Raw genomic sequence first — 17357 nt, forward strand, 5'->3', positions numbered from 1 at the left:
AGCGATGTCAGACGCCGGCTGTGCCAAGCCGCGTGCATGGCCGGCCTCTTTGCCCTGGCTGGCTGTGCCAGCGGGCCTACCTCCATTGTGACCCGCCCGGTCCGCGCCTTGCCGCAACCCACGTTGATGGCCATGGACAACCAGGGCTCCATTTTCCAGGCGGCCACAGCGCAGATGCTGTACGAGGAAGCGGTGGCCAGCCGGGTGGGCGACACGCTGACCATCCAGATTCAGGAAAGTCTGACCGGCAGCAACAAATCCAACACCAGTGCCAGCAAGAACGGCAATGTGGCCTTCAAGGGACCGGGTTCCACCTCCTCCATGGGCGGGGTGATCAAAGAGCTGTTTGATCTGAACGTCACTTCTACCGGCTCGGATAGCTTCAAGGGCACCGGTTCGACCGATAACGCCAACACCATGACCGGCACCTTGTCTGTGTCGGTGATTGACGTCTTGCCCAACGGCTTGCTGGAAATCGCCGGTAGCAAGCGCATTGCGGTGAATGGCGATCTGAACCAGTTGCGCTTTTCCGGGCTGGTGAAAAAACGTGATATCAAGGCCGGCAATGTAGTGTCGTCGCAGAAAGTGGCAGACGTACAACTGGAACAAGTCGGGCAGGGCGTCGTGGCAGATGCCAACACGGTAGGGTGGCTCCAGCGCACCTTCATGAGCGTGTTGGGCTTCGACTGATGGCGCGCATGCGGTTTTATGCCCTGGCGCAGTGGTGCAGCGTGCTCTCTTTGCTGCTGATGCTGACGGGCTGCATTGTGGTGCCGACCATTCCCGTGGGCGAACTGGTGGCCGCCACCGCAGACGGGATCGCCACTGTGACCTCTGCGGCCAGCGGTGGCGGCAGCAACCAGCCCTTTGAATACACCCGGCCTTATCTGTCACTCAAGGAAGTGTGCATTGACTGGAATGAAGTCGTTGCCGTGCCGGATTTTGTGCCCTCGGTGCAATTGCTGCTCAAGCGCTACGGCGTAGAGAGCCGGGTTTATTCGCCGGGCACGGCGCCCATTGGTTGCGCTGAACTCACCTACACGGCGACCCGCAAGTGGGAGCGTCGCTTTGGCCGGGACGAAGATTCTTCCTATATGGCCAGCGCTTCTTTAACCCTGCGTCGCAACGGTCAGTTGCTGGGCAGTGCCAGCTACGAATCGGGCAATTACGGTTTTGATAAATGGAAGAACACGGGGGCCAAGCTGGCCCCGGTGGTCGATACCTTGCTGGCCGGCAATTAGCGCCGTTCACCAAACCCTGTTGACGGCATGTCACGCGACGGGGTGTTGTGTCATGAGCCTTGCCAACAGGGTTTGGTGAGTGGCGCCCGGCAGCCAGACTTGCTTTGGGCTGCTGGTTGCCATTTTGCGCCCCTGGCGCTTTTTTAACCTGGAGAGTCTCTATGTCACTCACTGTGGGTTCGTCCCTGCCGCCGACCGCACGGCCTGCGGCCACCAGCCGGCCGGCGGTGCAGCCGCAGCAACAGCAGCACGCGGAAACAGCCCCGGCGGCCAGCAGCTCCCCGATGAGCGCTGCGGCACCGGCTGCGGCCAGCACCTCGTCGGTGAACGTGCGCGTTTAATCGCGTACCGGGTCATCATCATGTAGTGCCGGTGACCAACAAAAAAGGCGAGCCGCAAGGCTCGCCTTTTTCTTCGTTCCGCCTGCGGGCGGCAGTCGGCTAGCCCAGTTGTTTCTCTACCCAGGCTGCATAACCATTGATGAAGTTTTGCAGGAAGTCCCGGCTACGGTCGGAGGTCAGATTGCCTTCGGCATCGAACATGTCGCCGGCATTGCCTACATAAGCTTCAGGTTGTTGCATGCACGGCACGTTCAGAAACACCAGCGACTGACGCAGGTGATGGTTGGCACCAAAACCACCCACGGCACCGGGGGATACGCTGACCACTGCGCCGGGCTTGCCACTCCAGACTGCCTCACCACGCGGACGGGAACCCACGTCAATGGCGTTTTTCAGTGCGGCCGGCACAGAGCGGTTGTATTCCGGGGTCACAAACAGCACGGCATCGGCCGCTTTCATCTCGGTACGGAAACGCACGTAGGCAGCCGGCGGGGCCACGTCGATATCCTCGTTGTACAAGGGCAGATCACCGATTTCCACAATCTGCAGCTTGAGCGAGGGGGGGGCCAGTTTGGCCAGTGCCAGCGCGGTTTTGCGGTTCAGTGATGCCTTGCGCAGGCTGCCAACCAATACGGCGACGTGACGAACAGTACTCATGGAGAGGTCTCCTTGATGGGGAAATGGGGCCGGGCCGGGGCATTGGGCCAGCGGGATGACGCAGCCAGGCTCCGGGTCAGGACCAGTCGCTGTCTTCGGGGTCCTCGTCATCCAGTTCATCTTCTTCTTCCAGCTCCGGATGCAGGATTTCCAGCGCTTCATCATAGGCGCTATCAAGACCCCGGCAGTACTCGGGCTGATCCCAGCCTTCGCGCTCAAAGGACTCGATCATTTCCAGATAGAAGTCGCGTCGCTGGTCCTTGTCGGTCACGGCTTTTTGCGCCGCGACGATCAAGTCTTCAAAAAGCTCACTGCCACCTTGCCATGACATGCGTTGATCTCCTTGAGGGTTGCAGTACAGCACAAACCGGACGACAGGTGGTCTGCCAGGTGGCAGAGCCCGCGCCAGGCCGCGCCGTTGCTGCGATTTGAATTTCACATTTCAAACAAATGTTTACGTGCAAACCCCTACAGACACTCTTGATCGGACTCGATATGTTGCATTGCAGCAATAAAGTGGCGTAGGGTCAAGCTGTTGGCAATCGCGCGTTGCCCACTGCGACAACCGGGTGCGCAAAAAGTGCAATCTGGCTGGGCTTATGTGGTTAGTGCAAGGAGACACGCATCATGCAACAACACCGTGGTTATCTGATCGAAACCAGCGCCGAGCTGGATGTGGAAACGCTGGAGTGGTACCCCACGCTGACCATTGGCCTTGCGACTGAAGGGGTAGACCCGCAACTGGTTTTCCCGTGGCAACGGGTGTCGCGACCGTCCCAGTATTTCTCTGAGGCCGCCGCCAATGCCGAAGCATTGCGCGTAGCCCGTTTCATCATTGAATCAGGTCGTTTGCCTCCGCCACGTCAGGGTGCAGGCCGCACCGCCTGACGGTAGACATACAAAAGGCGGACCAACAGGTCCGCCTTGTTTTTTGCTGTCTGCTGCAACCGGCCGCCGTTAGCGCGCCAGTTGCAAGGCCAGGTCCGCGCCCCGCGCGGTCATGTGAAACAGCACGTCTTCCGCCTTGCGCATGCTGGGGTAGGGCCCGCCAATTTCCTCGCCATTCTGGAACAGGTACAAGCCGGCAAAACGGCCTATTCCGGTTTCATCTTCATGGATGCGTTCGCGCAGTTCGTACCCTTCGTCTTTTCTCCAGGTTCTGGACCAGCGTGTGAGCGTCATGTTTATCTCCCGATCTTGCCAAAAGCCATGATCTGGCGCGGATAGCGCCAAGTGGATGGTGCGGCAGATGCCGAAGGCCCGTCGGACCGGTCGCCGATAAGGCGCCAGTGACAGGCAAGAATCAACTCCAGTTGCTTGTGCCATACACTCTGAGCCAGTGCTGGCACGTTGTCGCCGCCAAACTGGTGATCTGGCTGACGGTTCTCTTTCTGTATGAGTTATAGCCAGGGAACGCCTTGCCTGGCATGAGCCATCTGGCGGGCTCACGGCTGGCCCGCATGGATGCTTGGCATGTTCCGACGTACGGTAGGGGATGCCCCGCAATGGGGCACCAGGTTGTTGGCGCTTAGATGCCGGAGTCGCTGACGGCTTCCGGCTCTGCCCGCAGGGCGGCAGCGGCTTCAAAATGCGCAGGCAAGCGATCCAGCAGCAAAGAGCATACGCCCGGCGCCAGGTCGTGTGCCATACCCGGGATTGCTTCAAAGCGTGCGCCAGGAATCTTGCGGGCGGTGTCTTGCCCGCAAGCCAGCGGAATCAGCGGGTCGTCCGTGCCATGCAGGACCAGCGTCGGCACCTTGAGCTTGGCCAGCAGCGCGCTGCGATCCGGCCCGGCTACCACCGCCATCAACTGACGCAGCACCCCTTGCGGATAAATCGCCCGGTCCAGGCTACGGCGGATACGTTCGCGCTGGACCACTTCCGGCGTGGGGAAACCCGGACTGTGCAGGATTTGCCAGTTCTGATGCAGAAAATCGATCAGCGCCTCACGGTGCTGCGGACGATAGAGGGAATGCGGGGCGCGTTTAAGGATGGCCGCCTGCGCCGCAGCGTTGGGCCCAGGCAGGCCGGGCGCGCTGGAGCTACTCATGATACTGGTCAGGCTCAGCACCCGCTCTGGCACTTTGGACGCGACGATCTGCGCAATCATGCCCCCCATGGAGGCCCCGACCACGTGGGCTCTTTGCAGGCCCAGTACGTCCAGCAAGCCAATGGCGTCGTCGGCCATATCCGCCAGCGAATACGGCGGTTTGATCGGCAACCCGAGCTTGTGCTTCATGATGGTCCACGCCAAGTGGGGCTTGCCGCAGCATTCCATGTGCGATGACAAGCCGATATCCCGGTTGTCGAAGCGGATCACGAAATAACCCTGGTTGGCCAGGACCTGGCAGAAATCCTCGGGCCAGCCGAGCAACTGCATCCCCAGGCCCATGATCAGCAAAACGGGGGGATTTTCCGGCAGGCCAAAGGTTTCGTATTCGATGGCGATTTTATTGACGCGAATCTGGGGCATTGCAACGCAGCAAAAGCGATTGATGCTGATAGATTGCGTTACTTCGGGGGACTTCGTCTACCCCTAATGTAGCCGGAGGTTGTACCGGCCCCACACCCGCGCTGTTTCAAACGCCGGCGGGCAGGTGGGGAGAGACCGCAATCCGGTAGCGGATAGTGCGCGCCTGGCCCGCCTGCAAAGCCAGTCCGCGCGCGAACAGCGGGTGCTCTGGCGGTGGCTGCGCCACGCCACCCAATTCAAATATGCCGTTGACGGGTTCCACGCCCAGCGCAAAGTTGCGGCCCAGCCACGGCGCATCGGGGCGGCCACCATTGCTGATCCATAACACCACGTCGGGCAGGGCTGCGGCGTCCCAGCTCAGGCTGACCCGGGCTTCTTCCTGGCGATAACACAGATCAAAGCGGCCCTCACTATTGACCAGTTGCAACAGTTCTTCGGTCGCGCTGGCCAGCGGCAAGTGCCGCAAATCCACGGTCTGCCCGTCCTTGCCCGGAATCGCGGCCAGACTGGACGCGCTGGTATTGGGGGCCAGTCGGGATGCGGGCTCGAATGCCGTCGGGAAGGTTAACGCCTGTTCAAATGTCCCCGGCTGCAACAGCAAGCCGCCGGTTTCAGTGGGCATGCGAAAAGTGGGATGCAGCGCCACCGGCATGACGGTATCGCGCCGCGGGTAAAGGGTCAGGCTGATGTCCAGCGCCGGCGCGTCCGGATCAGCCCGGATCTCCCGCCGCAGCAAGGCAATGGCCGAATCGTGCGGGTATTCAATGCCCAGCGTGATGCCCAGCGCATCGCGCGCCAGGAGCTGCCAGGGCTGATTGGCGCCGGGGCCGTGGGGCAAGCTGTACGCCGGGTCGGCCGGGATGCGCTTGCGCCAGCCGGGTGCCAGGTCTTGCGGTATGGTGTTGCGGCTGAAGGGAACACACGGCCATTCACCGCGCATGGTGCGCAACAGGCCGGGCAATGCCGGGTCGTCGGCCCACGGTGCCACATAGAAAGGCTGTAAATGCCGATCATGCGGCAACCGGAAATCCACGGGCCCCAGCATGCCTCCCCGTTTTTCGATACACGCGGTGCCATGGGGCCAGACCAGCAGGCAACGGGTGGCATCCTCTCGTTGCATGGGGGGCTCCGGCGGGGCAGGTGAACGGGAAACAACGCGATGCATCAACTGCCCCTGCACACGATCTGGTTTCTGATGATTAGTTGGTCGTGGCTTGTTGCTGACGCCATTTATCCAGCATCACCGCCAACACAATCACCACGCCTTTCGCTACGTATTGCCAGAAACTGGAGAGGCCGATAATGGTCAGACCGTTGTTCATCACGCCGATGATCAACGCACCAATCACCGTACCCCAGACCGAGCCCACGCCGCCCATCAAACTGGTGCCACCCAGTACCACAGCGGCAATGGCATCCAGCTCATAACCGGTGCCCCAGTTGCCGTTGGCACCATACAGTCGTGACGCACTCATGGCCCCGGCAATACCGCTAAACAGGCCGTTGATGGCGTACACAAACAGCAGTACGGCGCCCACCTTGATCCCGGTCAGCCGCGCTGCTTGCGGGTTGCCGCCCACAGCGTAGATATGCAGGCCCAGCACGGTCTGGCGCAGGATGAACCAACTGACCAGCACCACGCCCATGGCTACCCAGATCAGCCAGGGCACACCCATGAAATTACTGTTGCCCAGCCACTCAAAAGACGGAATATCCCGGTTGAGTACCGTCGTGCCATCGGCAAACAGATAGGCCGCACCGCGCAGGGCGGTCATGGTGCCCAGGGTGACCACAAACGGGTTGATCTTGAAGCCGGCAACCATCACGCCGTTAATCAAGCCCATACCCAGGCCGGAGAGCAAGAACACCGGTAACGCCAGGGCGGCCAGATGACCCGGTAACGAGGTCAGCATACCCAGGACGGCAGAGACCGCCAGGATCGAGCCGACCGAGAGGTCAATGCCGGCGGTAAGGATGACAAAGGTCATGCCACACGCCAGCACCAGGTTGATGGAGGTTTGCCGCAAGATGTTCATGGTGTTGCCGGTCGTCATGAAATTGGACGTACCGTCATCACTCAGGTAGCGCGTCAGAAAATAGAACGCGACGTACATCAGGATCAGCACCGGCAACATGCCGACGCGGTTGAACAGTTGACCGAAGGTCATAGGGTGCGCTGGCGTCGGCGAGAGCGGCGCTGCGCCAGCGGTGTGAGTCTGATGGGCCATGATGATGTCCTTGATTGCTGCTGTTACGCCGCCAGCGCAGCAGGTGCGGTGGCGAGGGTGGCGTAAGTCATGATGGTTTCCTGATTGATTGCGTCACCCGCTACTTCGCCGGTGATATGGCCTTCACGCATGACGACCACGCGATCGCAAATGCCGATGACCTCGGGCAGTTCGCTGCTGATCACCACCACGGCTACGCCGCTGGCGGCCAACTGGTTGATGATGCGGTAGATTTCGCTTTTGGCGCCGACGTCCACGCCGCGTGTGGGTTCATCCAGAATCAGCACGCGCGGCTTGATCGCCAGCCAGCGCGCCAGCAAGAGTTTTTGCTGGTTGCCGCCAGACAAACCGCCCACAATCCCGTCCGGCCCCGGCACTTTCACCGACAGTTGCTTGATGGCATCTTCGGTCAGCTTGCGCAGCGCCTTGTGGTTCAGCAGCCCCATGCGGGAATGCTTGCCCAGCACGCTCATGGTGGTGTTGGCCAGTGCCGACAATTGCAAAAACAGCCCCTGACCCTTGCGATCTTCCGGCAGATAACCAATGCCCAACCGCATCGCGTCCAGCGGTTCCTTGATGTTGACCGCCTTGCCATCCACCAGAATGTCGCCGCTGGCTTTGGGGTCTGCACCAAAGATAATGCGCGCCAGTTCCGTCCGGCCGGCGCCGACCAGACCGGCCAGGCCCAGCACCTCGCCCGCACACACATGGAACGATGCATCGTTGATCTTGGGGCTGACGACGTTGCGAACGGCCAGCCGTACCGGGCCTTTGGCTGTGGTTTCACGACGCTGGTAGAAGTCATCCAGCGGCCGGCCGACCATCATCTGGATCACGCGTTCCGGCGCGGCTTCGGCCTTGAGCAGCGTGCCGACGTAACCGCCATCACGCATCACCGCCACCCGATCCGCCAGTTCGGTCATCTCTGCCATGCGGTGGCTGATATACACAATGGCGATGCCGTCATCCCGCAAGCGGCGAATCACGCCAAACAGCCGTTCGGTTTCACGGTCAGACAGCGCCGCGGTGGGTTCATCCATGATCAGCACGCGGCTTTGGTGGATGAGTGAACGGGCGATTTCCACCTGCTGCTGATCGGCAATGCCCAATGATCCGGCCAGCGTATCGGCGTCAAAGCGTGCGCCCAGTTGTTGCAGCACCTCATTGGTCCGTGTGCGCATGGTGGTCAGATCCACCCGCCCGAAGCGGCCACGCGGCTCGCTGCCCATGAACACGTTTTGTGCCACGGTCATGTGGGGGGCGACGGCGAGTTCCTGATAAATCAGATTGATGCCCACCGCGCGCGCATCGGCGGGGGCGTTGAGTTTGACGGGTTGCCCCAACAGGCGGATTTCACCCGCATCGGGCTGATAGACGCCAGAGAGCACTTTCATCAGCGTGCTCTTGCCCGCGCCGTTTTCACCCATCAAAGCCAGTACTTCATGGCTACGCACCTGCAACGCCACGTTATCCAGCGCGCGCGTGGCGCCGAAGCGTTTGCTGATCCGTTCCATTTCCAGAACGATTTCACCCATGGTTTCCCCTTCGGGGAGGGTGAGGTGTGAGGAGAGAGGCGTGAGGAGGCAAATCGACGCAGTGGCCGGTTTTTGCACCTCACTTCTCACCCCTTACACCTCACACACCCTCACTTTACCCAGCCTTGATAAGTGGCAACGTTGGCCTTGGTGATGGGCGGGGTGGGCAGCAGGACGGTGGTTTGTGCCGGCTTCTTGCCATTCATCAAGTCGTAACCCATCTGTACCGCGGTCTCGGCCATCTTGTAGGGGTTTTGCGCGGTGGAAACGGCAAACAGGCTGTTCTTGTCCTTGAGCGCCACTTGCGCATCCGGCGCGCCATCGACCGAGGCGATCAGCTTCACATCGGTACGGCTGGCCTGTTTGATGGCCAGTTCAGCGCCGATGGCGGACGGGTCATTAATGGCAAACACGCCGTCAATCTTCGGGTGGGCCGTCAACAAGTCGGCCATGACCTGCATGCCGCCATCGCGGCTGCCCTTGGCGTCCTGGTTGTCCGACAGCACCTTGATACCGGGATAGGTGGCCAACAGTTTCTTGCAACCGGCAACGCGGTCAATCACGGCGGTGACCGGCGGGCCGTTGACGATCACCACATTGCCCTTGCCGTTCAGTTGTTTGGCGAGGTAACGGCAGGACTCGGTCCCGGCCATGGTGTTGTCAGACATCACCGTGATATCGGCACCTTCTGCACCCACATCGACCGCCAGCACCACAATCCCCGCTGCCCTGGCTTTTTGCAGCGCAGGCGCAACGCCCTTGGGGTCGGCGGCGTTGACGATGATCATGTCAGCCTTGTTGGCGATGAAGTTCTCGATCTGGCCCACCTGGGTGTTCAGATCGTATTTGCTGGATACGGTAGTGACTTTCACATTGGGGCCAGAGAGCTTTTTGGCTTCGTCTTCTGCACCCTTGCCAATAGCGACAAAAAACGGATTAGCCAGATCACCCACGGTGACGCCAATGTACTTGATTGGCTTGGCGGCAAAGGCAGGCAGGGCAAAAGCGGCTGCACACGTGGCAACAATAACTTGTTGGGCGAAACGCATGGTCGGACTCCTGATCCATTGATAGAAATAGCATTGCCGGCGAGAAAGCTGCGGCTTGTTGCGGTGTCTTGTGGGATAACCCGCTGTCAATAAATGTACACGTGTAAAATTTTGAATGCGAGGGCGCACCAATAACGCGCCGACCAGTGGCATAAGGTGTTTTTATTACACCATCATGGTGCGCTGCGGCAATTCAAACGGTCGTTCTGACGGGTGTAGCGGCGGCATTTGCGCAAATTGTGTACACTGGGTTTTACACGCGTACACATTGAATCTACACAATAAACAGCCCAGGGATGCCTACCCGTGCCAGAGAATGAAATCGTTGCCAGTCCTGATGGTTTTTCGGGGGTCGTGACCATGAACGACGTCGCTGCGGCGGCCGGTTTATCCCGCACGACGGTGAGTAAATTTTTCAACGGCAGCGCAACACTCAAGCCCGACACCCGCGAGAAAATCGAACGCGCCTGTCGGGCACTCAACTATGTGCCAGACCTGCACGCGGTCAGTCTGGTGACCGGGCGTTCCAACCTGGTCGGGGTGGTGTTGCCGTTTATTGCCGAACCGTTCTTTGGCAAGGTGCTGCAATTGATGGAGCGTGAAGCCGCCGCGCTCGGTTTGCAGATCGTCATCCAGGCATCCAACAATGACACCCGGCGGGAAGCCGCTGCCTTGATGGCGCTGCGGGCCATGAAGGTGCACGGCATCATCCTCACGCCCATTGAGTCCAACGACAACCGCGCTTTGCTGGCCAGCCTGCAAAAAGAAATGCGCATTGTCTTTCTGGATAGTTTCATGGACGAGAACTGCCATTTCGTCATGAACGATAATCATCAGAGTATCGGGCTGATGGTGAACTACCTGTTAAGCCGCAATGTGCGTCCGGCCTATCTGGGTACGCCGCGCATTGCCAATCCATCCCGCCCGGAACGCATGGCGGGGTATATCGCGGCCATGAAAGCGGCCGGCGAAACCCCGGAAGTTATCCCTGTTGCCGTGGACACCCCCACCTGGCAGTTTGAAGCGTTTGCCTATGAGCAACTATTGAACTGGTGCGGGCAGGGCGGTCTGCGGGAATCCGGTGCGGGTGCCATCATGTGTACCACCGACCGGATGGCGTTCGGTGCCGCCAAAGCCCTGCGCAAGTTTGGCCGTCACCCCGGCAAAGACATGCTGCTGGCCGGGCATGACAACCTGGATATTTGCGAATACATGGACCCGCAACTGACCACGGTGCATCAGGATATTGAGCGCATCAGCCAGGCGGCCATGCACTTTATCCAGCTAGACCCGGCCGAACTGGGTGGCCGCTTGTACCAGCAACGTTTTGCTGGCCGGTTGGTGATCCGCGAGTCGGCCTGAGCCGTTTTCCCACAGCATGTCAGCGCTTTTCTGACAAACTGCCGGCGTTTTTTTTGCCAGAATTGAGGGCCATGTCCACTCTCCGGCCAGACTGCTTGTGCTTTTCTGGCACCGGCACAGGCTGCCCAGCCCATGCGGACTTTGTTTGTTGTTGCGGCCCTTGCGATTTTCACGTTGAGTTGTTCGCCGGCATGGGCTTCGCCCTGCCAGAGCATTGTCAACAACAAGGCCCGTCTTGCCTGTTATGACGAGTTGTTTGGCAGCCCGGAAACCGCCCCGGAAGAAGCGGGCGATCTGGCCAATGCCGCGCAAGCCACTCAACCCGCCACCGCCAGTGAGGTGGCCACAGCCAAACCGGCCGCGCAAAGCGCCAGTGCGGTTGCCACAGCTAAACCCTCGCCACAGGTCGCCTCTGCGGTTGCTGCGCCCCCTCATCATTTCTGGAACGACTTCGCCCTGCGCGACGGCCCTGGCCCCAATGCGACCAACCCGGCGGTGCTGGCCATTACGCATGGCTCTGATAACTCCTCATCGCTGGTGCAGGCTGGTCTGACGTGGCGCATGGGCAAACGCTTCTTGCCTGACACGCTGACCGATTGGGGCTGGCGCTGGTATTCGGCCCTCTGGATGAACATGAATACCGCCAGCGACAACCCCTACAACTCGCGCGGGGCGCAACTGGGTGCGGCGGGGACATTGTTTGATGCCAAAAAAGATGGCTTTGCGCTGGGCAGTTCCGTTAACGTCAACGTCAAGGAAGACGCGCAGAACGACACGCTCTCCCAAGGGTTGGCGTTTGATACCCGGCTGATCCTGCCGGGCATGCTGGTGGTTGGCAAACCTTATGACTCCGCAGGCTCATCCTGGTTTGTCTATCCCTTGGGTGGCGTGTATGTGGACCACCTGGCGCGGGTAGAGGCGGGCCAAAGTCCGGGTACTGCAACCGGCGGCTATCTGGGCATGACTGGCGATTACTATCCCGGTGGCTATCTATGGCGCTTGAAATTTCACGCCTCCTACCTCACTGGCCGGGATCTGGTCACCACCGCCGGCTTGTACCGGCGCTCATCCCACCTGACGCGCTTTGGGGTGGATTACTCGCTGGCACCCAACAAGGACGGCACCCGGCCCACCGTCATGCCCTCAATCTCGCTGGAGCGGATTGTGGGGGACAACTACATGGATGGCACGGCGTATACGGCGGAGACGGTGTTGTCGCTGAAGTTGCTGACGAATTGAGGGGGAGTGAGGAGTGAGAGACTGGCGTGCCAAAGACTCATCATTCCGGTCCTAGGCGGCCCCCTTGCGCCGGAATCCAGGAGGGACGCCCGCCGCAGGTGGGCTTACTCTGGCAAACCATGACAAAACCATTTGCAGTGCCTTCGGCACAAACGTTTACACCTGGATTCCGGCTCAAGGCCGGAATGACGATGTGGTGGTGTGCGAGGCGAGGTGGCACGCATAATCTGGCACACCTCACACCTCACACCTCACACCTCACACCTCACACCTCACACCTCACACCTCAATGCTGCTGCGCCACCATCTCCGCCGGTGTTGCATCGCCAGCCGCCACCGCAGGCGCCACCGTTTTGCCCACCGCCGCCCGGCTGGTGCGGCGTTTGCTGGCATGGCTATCCAGCAGCCGTTGCAGCACGCAGAACACACACAGCAATGCACCGATGACAATGCGCGTCCACCAGGAGCTGAGTGTGCCGTCAAAGGTAATCAGGGTCTGGATCACGCCCAGGATCAGCACGCCAAACAGCGTGCCGGTCACATACCCCACGCCACCGGTAAGTAGCGTGCCACCAATGACCGTGGCCGCAATGGCATCCAGTTCCATCCCCTGGGCATGCAGGCCGTAGCCGGACAGCATGTAGAAGGTAAACGTCACCCCGCCCAGCGCGGCGCAGAAGCCAGAGAGCATGTACACCATGACTTTGGTCCGTGCCACCGGCAAGCCCATTAACACGGCAGAGCGTTCACTGCCGCCAATGGCGTACACCACGCGGCCAAACTCGCTGTATTGGGCCAGCCACACCGCGCCGATAAACACCGCCGCCGCAATCAGCACGTTGGCCGAGATATCCGCCCCCGGCAGATGCAAACGGAATTCCGACACCGCCGTGTACGCCGGATCGGCAATGGTGATGGACTCAATGTTGATCAGAAAACACAGCCCGCGCGTGAGGAACAAACCTCCCAGCGTGACAATAAACGGCTGTAACCGGAAATACTGGATCAGCACGCCCTGGAAGCCGCCAAACAGCGCGCCCAGTAACAGTACCAGCGGAGTGACCACCCAGATGGGCCAGTGATGAGACTGCACCAGCGTGGCGGAGATCATGGTCGTCACCGCCACCAGCCCGCCCACCGACAGATCAATGCCGCCAGAGATCACCACAAAGGTCATGCCGATGGCCACAATCAACAAAAAAGCGTTGTCGATGAACAGGTTACAGAACACCTGGGCAGAGAAAAAACCGCGATACGCGACCGAGCCATAGCCAAACATCAGCAAAAACAGCCCCAGCGTAATCAACAGCGGCAGGGTGCGTGGATCGGTCAGGCGCGTCGTCAAAGAGGGTTTGTTCATCGGGTGACTCCCTGCAAGGATGGATCGCGCAGGATCAATTTACGCATGGGCTCGGACTGCACCACACAGACAATGAACACCACCACGGCTTTGACCACGAGGTTGGCTTCCGGCGGTACGCCGATGGAGTACGTGGTGTAGGTCAGCGTCTGGATGATCAGCGCGCCAATCAATGAACCGACCAGGCTAAACCGCCCGCCGGCCAGCGAGGTGCCGCCCAGGGTCACGGCCAGAATGGCATCCAGCTCCATCAACAAGCCGGCGTTGTTGCCATCCGCACTTTTGACGTTGGAGCTGATGATCAAGCCGGCTGCACCCGCCATCAAGCCAGAGAACCCGTACACGCACAGCATGATGGCGCGGGCCTTGATCCCGGCAAAGTAAGACGCCGTGGGGTTGATACCAATGGCGGTCACAAACAGGCCCAGCGCTGTGCGTTGGGTAAAGAACCACAACACAATGCCCACCGCCGCGACGATATACAAGGCAAAGGGCAAACCGCCCAGGAAACCGGCACCCAGAAAGAAATACGGCTGGTAGTAAATGGTGATGATCTGTCCGGCGGTCAGCAACTGGGCAATGCCACGTCCGGCCACCATCAGGATCAAGGTGGCGATGATGGGTTGCATACCGACATATGCCACCAGCGCGCCATTCCACAGCCCGCACAGCAAACCGACCAGCAAGGCGCCGGCAATGGCAAAGGGCAGGGGCACGTTGCTGACGTAAACCTCTACGCCATTGACGATCTGCATCTGCCCGCCAATCAGCACCGCCGCCGTAGCGGCACTGATGGCCACCACTGCGCCGACCGAGACATCTACCCCGCGTGTGGCAATCACTGGCGTCATACCCAAGGCCACCAGGGCCAGCGGCGAAGCGCGGTTCAGGATGTCGATCAGGCTGCCAAACAGGTGGCCGTCTTTGTTTTCAATATGAAAAAAGTGCGCATTGAACGCACGGTTAACCAGCAACAGCACAAGCAGCGTCAGCACCGGCAAAAACAGCGGGTGCCGTACCAGCGTCTTGGTCCAGCCGGTGGCCTCAGGGGTGGCCGTATTCATTGTTCGCCTCCGGCAATCATGTGAAAGACCGCGTGTTCATTGGTCTGGCCTGCCGGCAGCTCGCCCACCTTGTGGCGGTCGCGCAGTACGGCAATGCGGTGGCTGACGCGCACCACTTCGCTCATCTCGGAAGAAATGAACAAGATCGCCAGGCCTTTGCGGCACAGCGCCAGGACCTGATCCATGATCTCCAGCTTGGCGGCCATATCAATACCGCGCGTGGGTTCATCCAGGATCAGCATTTTCGGATCGGTCGCCAGCCAGCGCGCCAGCAAGGCTTTTTGCTGATTGCCGCCAGACAACAGGCCAATCGGTTGCTCCGCATGGGGCGTTTTGATGCCCAGATGCTGGATGTAATCGTTGGCGATGGCGTCCTGGCGTTTGCGCGGCAGATAGCGGAACAACCCCTGGCGCGCTTGCAGCGCCAGAATAATGTTCTCGCGCACCGACAAATCGGCAATGATCCCCTCGGATTTGCGGTCTTCCGGGCAATAGCCAATGCCGGCCTTGATGGCGTCACGAGGGGAGGTAAACCGGGTGTTCTGACCCGCCACTTTCATTTCTCCGGACTCACATTTATCTACGCCAAACAGCAGGCGCGCCGTTTCAGTCCGGCCGGAGCCCAACAAGCCGCCGAGACCGAGGACTTCGCCCGCGCGGATATCCAGATCCAGCGCCTGCATGCTGCCGCGCCGGCTGATGCCTTGTGCGCCGATAAAGGTGTCGCCTGGTTTGGCATCCGCCCATTGCGGTTTGGCCAGTTGATCCGGGTCGATCTCGCGGCCAACCATTTTGTGGATCAACGTCAGTCGTGGCAGATCACGCGCCAGGTATTCGCCTTCGCGTTCGCCGTTGCGCAACACGGTAATGCGGTCAGATACCGCGTAGGTTTGCTCCAGAAAATGCGTCACAAACAGGATCGCCATGCCGCGCGCTTTCAACTGGCGCAGCAGGGTGAACAGTTTCTGGACTTCATCTTCATCCAGGCTGGAGGTGGGTTCATCCAGAATCAGCACCTGGGCATCCACGCTTAGCGCACGGGCAATCGCCACCATTTGCTGGATGGCAATCGGGTAGGCATCCAGCGCACGGGTGACGTCCAGGTCGAGCGAGAGCGTGGCCAGCAAGGTGCGGGCATTCTCGTGCAGCGTGGACCAGTCGATGCGACCGGCCTTGCGGGGGAAACGGCCGATATAGATGTTCTCTGCCACAGAAAGGTTGGGGCAGAGGTTGACCTCCTGGTAAACGGTACGGATACCGGCGGCTTCGGCGGCCTCGGGTGAATCGAGTTTGACAGTCTGGCCGGCAAACATGATCTGGCCGGCATCGGCCGGGTGTACGCCGGTCAAGACCTTGATCAGCGTGGATTTACCCGCGCCGTTCTGGCCCATCAGGGTATGGATTTCGCCGGGAAACAGGCGAAACTCAACGTGTTTGAGTGCATGCACACCGGGAAAACGTTTCTCGATTCCCGTCATGTGCAAGATCGCCTCACCAGTATGCTGGTGGGGCAGGTCGGAGGCGGCAGCATTCATCGTGCAGTCCTTGTGGCACAAACTGAAGGAATAAACGGATGTCGGGGACGGTTTTCACCGTCCCCGGACAATCAGCGTTGTGCGAACTACGCGATCAATATTTGCGCGACGGGAAGGCCGCGGCTGCGGTTTCCATCGGGAACACGGTTTCTTTGGTCACGATGCGCTTGGGAACCGATTTGCCGGCAGCCACCAGCTTGGCGGTTTCCATCAGTTGCGGCCCCAGCAGCGGGCTGCATTCCACGGACACGTTCATCTTGCCGGCCATCATGGCCTGGAAGCCGCCCTTGGTCGCATCAAACGACACAATGACGATGTCCTTGCCCGGCTTCAGACCCGCTTCTTCAATGGCCTGGATTGCACCAATGGCCATATCGTCATTGTGCGAATACACCACCTGGATTTGCTTGCCATAAGACTTGAGCATGGCTTCCATCACCTGCTTGCCACCGGCGCGGGTGAAGTCGCCACTCTGGCTGGCAATGATCTTGAAGCGGTCATCGCTCTTGATCACTTCGATCAGACCGTTGTGACGGTCAATCGCCGGCGCAGAGCCCACAGTGCCTTGCAGTTCAGCAATGTTGATCGGGCCTTGTGCACCCTTGTAATGGTCTTCCAGCCAGCGACCACCGCGGCGGCCTTCTTCCAGGAAGTCCGAACCAATGAAGGCGGTATAGAGAGAGTCATCCGACACCTTGATGGCGCGGTCGGTCAAGATCACCGGAATTTTAGCCGCTTTGGCTTCGCGCAGCACTGGCTCCCAGCCCGACTCCACCACGGGCGAGAACGCAATCACATCCACTTTCTGCGCAATATAAGACCGGATAGCCTTGATCTGGTTTTCCTGCTTTTGTTGTGCGTCCGAGAACTTCAGATCTACGCCGGCTTCTTTGGCGCTGCTCTTGATCGACTCGGTATTGGCGGTACGCCATTCACTTTCTGCACCCACTTGCGCAAAACCCAACACCAGCTTGTCTGCAGCATGCGAGAACGTGCTACAGAGCATGACGCCAGCTGCCACCATCAGGGTGGCCAAAACACGCGTGCCCGACTTATTCATCATCAACTCCTTCATTTTCAGTGGTTTATTTACCGGCACTTTTTTGGGGCGTGACGTTACGCGCCTGGTGTGGCCGGATCAGCCTTTCACGGTGGAAAAGCTTGGGCAATCGTGCGCCAGGGCAATCCTTATGCGAATGTAATTTTCTGCTGAATCAATGCACAAAACAGGACACCTGCGCACCGGGATGGCGCAAGCCCCAATGCCCGCGAA

The 17357-nt window shown here is 59.9% G+C and carries 18 protein-coding genes; 6 read left to right on the plus strand and 12 right to left on the minus strand.

What is annotated here, in order from left to right:
- Nucleotides 1-36: 36 nt before the first annotated feature.
- The 3 genes from HNQ50_RS00945 (at nt 37) to HNQ50_RS00955 (ending at nt 1582) form a co-directional block, all read left to right on the plus strand.
- Nucleotides 37-690 carry a flagellar basal body L-ring protein FlgH gene (locus HNQ50_RS00945; RefSeq protein ID WP_184096629.1) on the plus strand — a complete coding sequence of 218 codons (654 nt, stop codon included), beginning with the start codon at nt 37-39 and terminating at the stop codon, nt 688-690.
- Nucleotides 691-698: 8 nt separating this feature from the next.
- Nucleotides 699-1241 (plus strand): cell division protein FtsI, encoded by a 543-nt coding sequence (locus tag HNQ50_RS00950; protein WP_184096631.1) that lies wholly within the window; start codon nt 699-701, stop codon nt 1239-1241.
- Between the two features lie 161 nt (nt 1242-1402).
- Complete coding sequence (locus tag HNQ50_RS00955) at nt 1403-1582, plus strand: hypothetical protein (RefSeq protein WP_184096633.1); 180 nt, start codon at nt 1403-1405, stop codon at nt 1580-1582.
- Between the two features lie 99 nt (nt 1583-1681).
- Here HNQ50_RS00955 and HNQ50_RS00960 read toward each other — a convergent pair whose 3' ends face one another.
- Nucleotides 1682-2239 carry an NADPH-dependent FMN reductase gene (locus tag HNQ50_RS00960; protein ID WP_184096635.1) on the minus strand — a complete coding sequence of 186 codons (558 nt, stop codon included), beginning with the start codon at nt 2237-2239 and terminating at the stop codon, nt 1682-1684.
- 76 nt (nt 2240-2315) lie between these two features.
- On the minus strand, nt 2316-2570 hold the full coding sequence (locus HNQ50_RS00965) for a hypothetical protein (protein ID WP_184096637.1): 255 nt from the start codon (nt 2568-2570) through the stop codon (nt 2316-2318).
- A 296-nt stretch (nt 2571-2866) separates the two neighbouring features.
- On the opposite strand from HNQ50_RS00965, the gene HNQ50_RS00970 reads away from it, so the two are divergent.
- Nucleotides 2867-3127, plus strand: coding sequence for a hypothetical protein (locus HNQ50_RS00970; RefSeq protein WP_184096639.1), 261 nt, complete (start codon nt 2867-2869; stop codon nt 3125-3127).
- Between the two features lie 69 nt (nt 3128-3196).
- On the opposite strand, the gene HNQ50_RS00975 is transcribed toward HNQ50_RS00970, so the two are convergent.
- From HNQ50_RS00975 to HNQ50_RS01000, 6 genes are all read right to left on the minus strand, one after another.
- Nucleotides 3197-3421 carry a hypothetical protein gene (locus tag HNQ50_RS00975; protein WP_184096641.1) on the minus strand — a complete coding sequence of 75 codons (225 nt, stop codon included), beginning with the start codon at nt 3419-3421 and terminating at the stop codon, nt 3197-3199.
- A gap of 346 nt (nt 3422-3767) precedes the next feature.
- Nucleotides 3768-4712, minus strand: coding sequence for an alpha/beta fold hydrolase (locus HNQ50_RS00980; RefSeq protein WP_184096649.1), 945 nt, complete (start codon nt 4710-4712; stop codon nt 3768-3770).
- Between the two features lie 106 nt (nt 4713-4818).
- Nucleotides 4819-5832 (minus strand): aldose epimerase family protein, encoded by a 1014-nt coding sequence (locus HNQ50_RS00985; protein ID WP_184096651.1) that lies wholly within the window; start codon nt 5830-5832, stop codon nt 4819-4821.
- A gap of 79 nt (nt 5833-5911) precedes the next feature.
- Nucleotides 5912-6940, minus strand: a complete 1029-nt coding sequence (locus HNQ50_RS00990; RefSeq protein ID WP_184096653.1) for an ABC transporter permease subunit — start codon at nt 6938-6940, stop codon at nt 5912-5914.
- A 23-nt stretch (nt 6941-6963) separates the two neighbouring features.
- Nucleotides 6964-8475: a sugar ABC transporter ATP-binding protein gene (locus tag HNQ50_RS00995; protein ID WP_184096655.1), complete on the minus strand. Its 1512-nt coding sequence runs from the start codon at nt 8473-8475 to the stop codon at nt 6964-6966.
- Nucleotides 8476-8585: 110 nt separating this feature from the next.
- A complete protein-coding gene (locus HNQ50_RS01000) occupies nt 8586-9524 on the minus strand; it encodes an ABC transporter substrate-binding protein (protein ID WP_184096657.1) in 939 nt (312 codons plus the stop codon).
- 360 nt (nt 9525-9884) lie between these two features.
- Here HNQ50_RS01000 and HNQ50_RS01005 point away from each other — a divergent pair, with 360 nt between their 5' ends.
- Nucleotides 9885-10886, plus strand: a complete 1002-nt coding sequence (locus HNQ50_RS01005; protein ID WP_184096659.1) for a LacI family DNA-binding transcriptional regulator — start codon at nt 9885-9887, stop codon at nt 10884-10886.
- Nucleotides 10887-11018: 132 nt separating this feature from the next.
- Nucleotides 11019-12125, plus strand: coding sequence for a hypothetical protein (locus tag HNQ50_RS01010; RefSeq protein WP_184096661.1), 1107 nt, complete (start codon nt 11019-11021; stop codon nt 12123-12125).
- Between the two features lie 286 nt (nt 12126-12411).
- Here HNQ50_RS01010 and yjfF read toward each other — a convergent pair whose 3' ends face one another.
- From yjfF to HNQ50_RS01030, 4 genes are all read right to left on the minus strand, one after another.
- On the minus strand, nt 12412-13485 hold the full coding sequence (yjfF, locus tag HNQ50_RS01015; RefSeq protein WP_184096663.1) for a galactofuranose ABC transporter, permease protein YjfF: 1074 nt from the start codon (nt 13483-13485) through the stop codon (nt 12412-12414).
- Nucleotides 13482-14549 carry an ABC transporter permease gene (locus tag HNQ50_RS01020; RefSeq protein ID WP_184096665.1) on the minus strand — a complete coding sequence of 356 codons (1068 nt, stop codon included), beginning with the start codon at nt 14547-14549 and terminating at the stop codon, nt 13482-13484. The genes yjfF and HNQ50_RS01020 overlap by 4 nt, the downstream gene beginning before the upstream one ends.
- Nucleotides 14546-16084 (minus strand): sugar ABC transporter ATP-binding protein, encoded by a 1539-nt coding sequence (locus HNQ50_RS01025; RefSeq protein ID WP_184096667.1) that lies wholly within the window; start codon nt 16082-16084, stop codon nt 14546-14548. Before HNQ50_RS01025 ends, HNQ50_RS01020 begins: the two co-directional genes overlap by 4 nt.
- A gap of 94 nt (nt 16085-16178) precedes the next feature.
- Nucleotides 16179-17147 (minus strand): ABC transporter substrate-binding protein, encoded by a 969-nt coding sequence (locus tag HNQ50_RS01030; protein ID WP_221302936.1) that lies wholly within the window; start codon nt 17145-17147, stop codon nt 16179-16181.
- Nucleotides 17148-17357: the final 210 nt, after the last annotated feature.

The sequence above is a fragment of the Silvimonas terrae genome, assembly GCF_014202765.1.
In the GTDB taxonomy this organism is placed as follows: domain Bacteria; phylum Pseudomonadota; class Gammaproteobacteria; order Burkholderiales; family Chitinibacteraceae; genus Silvimonas; species Silvimonas terrae.